This window comes from Bacillus sp. 05T31, from assembly GCF_056396725.1.
The window spans coordinates 1-4,536 of the sequence record NZ_JBFTMA010000364.1 but is presented as its reverse complement, the minus strand read 5'-3'; the positions used below and the strand labels follow the sequence as shown (position 1 = coordinate 4,536).

The window sequence follows — 4,536 nt, the reverse complement described above, 5'->3', positions numbered from 1 at the left end:
GGTTTTTTACTCTCTCTCATACAAAAAGACATCATCATATGCATGTTTCTAATGAAACTGCCATGATAATGTCTTCTCAAAAAAGAAAAAATAGTTATATATAATAATAAGATTAAACGTTATTTACTTCTTAAATAATCTCTTTCTAAATATGAACATACTTAGTGCGGAAAGAACAAGTGTTATTCCAGAAAGTAAAGTCGATGTGCTAGCTTCACCGCCTGTTGATGCTAAAGATTTCTTACCTTCCTCTGGCTTATTAGCATGTTGTTTATTTAAATTGTCTGCTTTTCTCTCTTCGTTTTCAATAAACTTCTTTTACCGGCTCTTTTACTTCTTCTTTTRTTTCTTCAACTTCTTTTACCGGCTCTTTTACTTCTTCTTTTATYTCTTCAACTTCTTTTRYYGGCTCTTTTACTTCTTCTTTTRYTTCTTCAACTTCTTTTGTTGGTTCTKTYACTTCTTCTTTTCCAACTATATTCTGGATAACTGCTCCGCTAAAKCTTATACTASTTTCATCCGAATCTAAATCAAATTTATATACCTTTTCACCTGGAGTACTCCATTTCATTACTCCGTTATTAAACGTTCCACCCTCACTTGTCAGTTTTATATTCTCAATAATTTCTCCTTCTAAATCATATACAGGAACTTGAATTTCTTCATTTACTTTTGCTTCATCTAAAAAGATTTTCTGTCTTCCCGCATCAATTGAAAACCAYTGACCTAATTGTATTAACGGTCTTACATCACGAATCTCATTTCCAKCTAATTTTAAGCTAAGTAAGTCTAGCATCGAGCCAAGAACCGATACATCTTTAATATGATTGTCCGCAAGATTTAACCACTGTAAATTTCCCAATGAAGATAACGGTGTTATATCTTCAATTTGATTATGAGATACATTCACATCKTTCAAYTKTTYYAAGTTYGARATRAAYTCAATATTYTTCAAMCCTACTCCTTCTAAAGTGAGKTTTTCTAAGTTCGYCATRTACTCTAAACCWGTTAKATCTTTTATCTCTTTYCCTTTTTCTTTAAGTATCTCTGATTTTTTAACCTGTAATAAATCTTCTTTTGTGATAGAAGCGTTTAAATTCTCTCTACCTAAATTCTCTTTATTAATATGTTGTTGTAAAGTTTTATCGAGAATTACATTTTCCTTTTGTTCATTATCCTCTTTTATTGTTTCCTTTATTTCATCTAACCTTTCAATAACATTTTGAATTACTGTTCCATTAAACTTAATACGATTCTCTTCTGGCTTTATATCCAACATAAATTCATATATTTTTTCACCTGAAGTACTCCATTTAACGGAACCGTTATTAACTATTCCATCTTCACTCTTCAATCTAACAGTATCGAGTGCCTCTCCTTGTAAATTATAGATAGGTATTTTAACTTCCTTATCTTTTTCTACATCATCTAAAAAGATTTTTTGTCTTTGAATATCGATATACATTCTTTTTCCTAACTCTTGAACTGGTCTWACATCACGAATTTCATTCGAWCCYAGYTTTAAATYATAYAAWCCTGTYAATTGACTAAGTGGTGTTATATCWGAAATATAGTTTTCCTCTAAATYAAGYGAYTGTACAGTAGATAGCTTTGATAGAGGTGTTATATTTTCTAAGTCATTTTTAGAAAGGTCTAAATCAGCTAACTTTTTCATTGCGGTAATATGCTCAATGTTAGTGAGCCCATTATTACTTAGTGAGAGTTTCTTCACATTTTTTAACTGCTCAATTCCTTCAAGGCTAGCACTACTAACTTGATTATTTGCTAAAGTCAAAGTCTTTAAAGATGTTACTGTAAATAATGGCTTAATATCTTTTATATGAKTGCTATTTACATCTAATATTTTTACATTTTTCATTTGACTCAATGGGCTTAAATCAGAGATTTTATTGTTTCTTAAACTTAAATTCTCAATATGCTCTAACTCAGCCAGAGGCCCAATATCTTGAAGTTTACTATAAGTTATACTCACTGATTTTAATTGTCTCAACTTCGAGATAAACTTTACATTTTCCAACTCAACTTCCTCTAAAGTTAAGTTTTCTAAGTTTGTCATATATTCCAAACCGCTTACATCTTTTATTCCTTTACGTTTTGCTTCCACTACAATTAAAGATTTAACTTGTAATAAGTCTTCTTTTGTTATAGGATCATCAAGATTTCCCCTACCTAAACTATATTTATTAATATGTTGTTGTAATTTTTTGTCTCGTATTACATTTGCGTTTTCGTCTTGCTCCACTTTGTCATCCTTATTTTCCTTTTGTTCTTCCAAAGTATTATTTTCTAAACTCATCGTATTCACTTCAAACTGCACTTGATACTTATTGTCATACGCCATTGTCGGAATGAAAATATGCATTTGCATATTATATCTTTTTCCTAATTCTCCAACTTCAAATTGAATAATCTTCGTCCCATTTTTCTTTTTATCCTCTGATATGACTTTTACATCATGGAATACACCAGGAGTATCAATATCCTCTGTTTTCAAGTATTCGAAGAAATCACTATCACTTAACGTTGCCGTTACAATTTTCTTCCCATTCTCAATGGTTAATTTAGGATCTTTTATATAAACAGCTGCCATAGACTCTTCATTCGTTTTATCTTTATACGCTTTAATAACAGCATCATATGTACCATCTTCTAAAGCATGTCCAGTTTTGTTCGCCTCAATTGCTACAGCTGCTAAAGCAGGCGTTGAATACGTAGCAAATGGAAGCGATAACGCCGCAGCGATAATCATCGCATTTATATGTTTTCTTTTATTTCTTTCCAACTTTACATCTCCTCCAAAATATATAAATCAAAATGTAATCATTTCTCGAATAAATGATAATGATTTTCATTATCRTTGTCAACTAAAAAAATAAAAAGTTTACAAAAAAATAATCCCTTTAAAAGGGATTATGCCATTTTTTCTCCTGATTCTTCTTTAAAAAAGCTYTTCATYGCATGAAATACATCTGCTTTTTGCTTTAAAATATAATATCTGAAATTCTCATCTTTAATGTTTTTGTAGGCTGACATAAGTGTACTATGGCGGTTGTACTGATTCACTTCCCCATACCCAAACATATTACACTTCTTCATCAACTCTTCCACAAGCTTTACGCATCTAGCATTATCCGAAGTTAAATTATCACCGTCTGAAAAATGAAATGGATAAATATTATAACGGTCTGGTGAATATTTATTATCGATTAACTCAAGTGCTTTTTTGTATACGGAAGAACAGATCGTTCCGCCACTTTCCCCTTTTGAGAAAAACTCTTCTTCTGTGACGACCTTCGCTTCCGTATGGTGAGCAATAAACTCAATGTCTACGGTTTCATACTTTGTGCGTAAAAATCTTGTCATCCAGAAAAAGAAGCTACGTGCCATATACTTCTCCCATATCCCCATCGATCCACTCGTATCCATCATCGCTAATACAACRGCTTTTGAATCTGGCTTTAACACTTCATTCCAAGTACGGAACTTTAAATCTTCTTGGTGAATTGGATGGAAAGATGCTTTACCACGCATTGCATTTCGTTTATATGCAGATATCATCGTCCGTTTCTTATCAATATTTCCCCATAATCCTGTTTTTCTAATATCATTAAATTCAATATGTTCAATCCGGTTTTCATCCATTTCTTTTCTCTTTAAATTAGGCAGCTCTAACTCTTTGAAAAACGCTTGCTCCAATTCTAAAATTGAGACTTCTGCTTCATAATAATCTTCTCCAGCTGCATCTCCTGCCCCTTGCCCTTTTCCTGGTCCCTTCTGCTTTTGACCACCTGATCCATCTCTTGCAACAACATCACCAACTTTGCTGTCACCGTTTCCTTGCCCAACGTGTTTGTTTTTATCATAATTGTATCTAATCTTATATTCATCTAAAGAACGAATCGGTATTTTCACAACATCCTTGCCATTAGACATAACTATACTTTCTTCTGTTACAAGGTCTGGTAAATTATTTTTGATTGCCTCCTGCACTTTTTCTTGATGGCGTTGTTGGTCGTCATATCCTTTGCGATGGAGGGACCAGTTTTCCTGTGAAATCGTGTAATTTGGTTGGTTTTCTTCGCTCATTCCTTTCCCTCCTTACTGTAATTGTCTTCCTCTATGAACAGCAATCTATAATTTTGTTTTCTAGTGTGCGTAACTAGAATATTTGAAAAATAACTGTTCATCGAAAATCATCCCATAAACATATATAGCGTTTTTCATACAATACTCCGAGCATCCTAAACAAAATTTTGCCACTCACATAATAGAAAGAAACATTCAGCCGTTGATAAGAAAGAAACACAATGCATTGTTGCACACATTTTCGTTTTGCAACATATTGTATTGTGTTGGCTTTTTTGTATGAATGGTTGGTTACTCTATCATATGCATATTGTAAAAATAATTGACAAGAAATTCATAAAATCGCATCTTAATTTATTATATTCGGACAAGCTATGACATTTTTTACAAATATCAATAGATAACAAAACGCCGTCCCAAGAATAAGAG

Annotated in this window: 3 protein-coding genes; all 3 read right to left on the bottom strand. The window is 32.2% G+C overall.

Going from position 1 to position 4,536, the window contains the following annotated elements:
* Window positions 1-123 precede the first annotated feature (123 nt).
* Window positions 124-309, bottom strand: a complete 186-nt coding sequence (locus tag AC1DJR_RS19400; RefSeq protein ID WP_477003279.1) for an LPXTG cell wall anchor domain-containing protein — start codon at window positions 307-309, stop codon at window positions 124-126.
* The gene (locus AC1DJR_RS19395) at window positions 305-2,803 is read right to left on the bottom strand and encodes an NEAT domain-containing protein (protein ID WP_477003278.1); all 2,499 of its coding nucleotides are present in this window, start codon (window positions 2,801-2,803) and stop codon (window positions 305-307) included. The genes AC1DJR_RS19400 and AC1DJR_RS19395 overlap by 5 nt, the downstream gene beginning before the upstream one ends.
* A 128-nt stretch (window positions 2,804-2,931) precedes the next feature.
* Complete coding sequence (yhbH, locus tag AC1DJR_RS19390; protein WP_002010376.1) at window positions 2,932-4,107, bottom strand: sporulation protein YhbH; 1,176 nt, start codon at window positions 4,105-4,107, stop codon at window positions 2,932-2,934.
* Window positions 4,108-4,536: the final 429 nt, after the last annotated feature.